Origin of the sequence: Vibrio sp. 1180_3, from assembly GCF_029478545.1 — a bacterium.
GTDB lineage: Bacteria > Pseudomonadota > Gammaproteobacteria > Enterobacterales > Vibrionaceae > Vibrio > Vibrio aestuarianus.
Map to the genome: position 1 here is coordinate 1 of NZ_SJFM01000100.1, position 2,048 is coordinate 2,048.

Annotated in this window: 3 protein-coding genes; 1 reads left to right on the forward strand and 2 read right to left on the reverse strand. The window is 42.7% G+C overall.

Annotated features, from left to right (window positions below):
• Window positions 1-330: 330 nt before the first annotated feature.
• Window positions 331-465 (reverse strand): hypothetical protein, encoded by a 135-nt coding sequence (locus tag EYW48_RS20950; protein ID WP_276529242.1) that lies wholly within the window; start codon window positions 463-465, stop codon window positions 331-333.
• 226 nt (window positions 466-691) lie between these two features.
• Between EYW48_RS20950 and EYW48_RS20955 the strand changes: the two genes are divergently transcribed.
• Window positions 692-1,255 carry a hypothetical protein gene (locus EYW48_RS20955; RefSeq protein ID WP_277433022.1) on the forward strand — a complete coding sequence of 188 codons (564 nt, stop codon included), beginning with the start codon at window positions 692-694 and terminating at the stop codon, window positions 1,253-1,255.
• Between the two features lie 328 nt (window positions 1,256-1,583).
• Here EYW48_RS20955 and EYW48_RS20960 read toward each other — a convergent pair whose 3' ends face one another.
• Window positions 1,584-1,718: a hypothetical protein gene (locus EYW48_RS20960; RefSeq protein ID WP_277433023.1), complete on the reverse strand. Its 135-nt coding sequence runs from the start codon at window positions 1,716-1,718 to the stop codon at window positions 1,584-1,586.
• Window positions 1,719-2,048: the final 330 nt, after the last annotated feature.

Below are 2,048 nucleotides of genomic sequence, written 5' to 3' on the forward strand. Positions count from 1 at the left end.
AGCAGCTAACTAGGCGTTTAAGACGGATTCCCAACGCTTGGGCGTTTCGGTTCTAGGTTGAGTTTTGTGTTTAAGGCACAATGGTTTAGGATTGTGGTCGCGTTGCTCACCACTTAACGCGGCGTTAGCTGGGGTTAAGAAAAGCTGTGAATTTAGGGTGGAAAGGCTTTTGGTTTTCTAGCTACACACCGGGCAAATCTCAGCTTCTCAACTATCTCGCCAGTGGCACTTTTTGGGAAGTGTTTGAACTTAACGAAGTCTGCTTACGGGAAGTGTTGTGTTTGTTAAGTTCATTGGCGTGGCTTCTTTGGTGTTGAAATTCATGAATGCCTAAATGCGTTTCGTGTGCTTTGTCGTTGGCTTTTTCGATAGAATTCTTTGCAAATTACCGAGTTCAGAAATGGTGATTTCCTCGGTCATTTCTTCTTTGCCAAGCGCATTTCGTGGATTAGGTTTTAATTTCACAGCTGTCTGTTTTACTTTGCCGTTTGAAAGCAATAATGTGTTTCAAATTAGGCATTTTGGCGTAATTTGCTAGCGAAAGTGCAGCAGCTAACTAGGCGTTTAAGACGGATTCCCAACGCTTGGGAGTTTCGGCTCTAGGCTGAATTTTGTGTTTAAGGCGCAATGGTTTAGGATTGTGGTCGCGTTGCTCACCACTTAACGCAGCGTTAGTTTTATAGGAGGCATAGTGGCAACATCAATATTAGTTCCAATCGGAGTTGTAACAGCATCGATTATTGCGGGTCTTTTCTCGTTCATTTCTCTAGTTTTATCAAAAGAACAGAAAGTCTCTGAGTTTCGTCAGCAATGGATTGATTCATTGAGAGAAGAAGTTGCGATATTTATAGGTAATATTGTCACTATTGCTGATATTAGTAAGCGTATGCGGCGAGCACAGGAGCAAGGCGTAGAGTCGGAGTTTTCACGTTCGGACCTTAAAGATTTCCAAGTTGCGGCTTCGGAGGCTTATACACGGATTAACCTTCGCTTAAACCCAGATGATGATAAATCGGAAGTTATAGATTTGATTCAAGCTTTAGAGCAGGTTCGAAAATTTACCAAGCAAGCAGAATGGGAAAAAGTAAATGATAAAATTGATGACGTTAGGTCAAACTCTCAAGCTTTGTTGAAACTTGAATGGGAGCGCGTTAAAAAAGGTGAGCCTGCGTTTCGGCGAGCTAAAGGTGTTGCGGCTTTATTGGTAATATCGGCGTTAGCCCTAGGTGGTTTGTTTTTGTTTGGTACACAGTAAAACTAACAAGCAATTTAAGAGGGATTCACAACGCTTGGCATTTTGCTTCTACTTCAAATTTAGTGTTTATGGCACAATGCATTAGGTTTGGGTGGAGGCGTTGTTCACCCCTTAATTGGGCGTTAGCTGGGGTTAAGAAAAACGGTGAATTTAGGGTGGAAAGGCTTTCGGTTTTCTAGCTACACACCGGATAAATCTCAGTTTCTCAACTATCTCGCCAGTGGCACTTTTCGGGAAGTGTTTGAACTTAACGAAGTCTACTTACGGGAAATGTTGTGTTTGTTAAGTTCATTGGCGCGGCTTCTTTGCTGTTGAAATTCATGAATGCCTAAATTCGTTTCGTGTGCTCTGTCGTTGGCTTTTTCGATAGAATTCTTTGCAAATTACCAGGCTCAGGAATGGTGATTTTCTCGGTCATTTCTTCTTTGCCAAGCGCATTTCGTGGATTAGGTTTTAATTTCACAGCTGTCCGTTTTACTTTGCCGTTTGAAAGCCATAATGTGTTTCAAATTAGGCATTTTGGCGTAATTTGCTAGCGAAAGTGCAGCAGCTAACTAGGCGTTTAAGACGGATTCCCAACGCTTGGGAGTTTCGGTTCTAGGTTGAGTTTTGTGTTTAGGGCGCAATGGTTTAGGATTGTGGTCGCGTTGCTCACCACTTAACGCAGCGTTAGCTGGGGTTAAGAAAAGCTGTGAATTTAGGGTGGAAAGGCTTTCGGTTTTCTAGCTACACACCGGACAAATCTCAGCTTCTCAACTATCTCGCCAGTGGCACTTTTCGGGAAGTGTTTGAA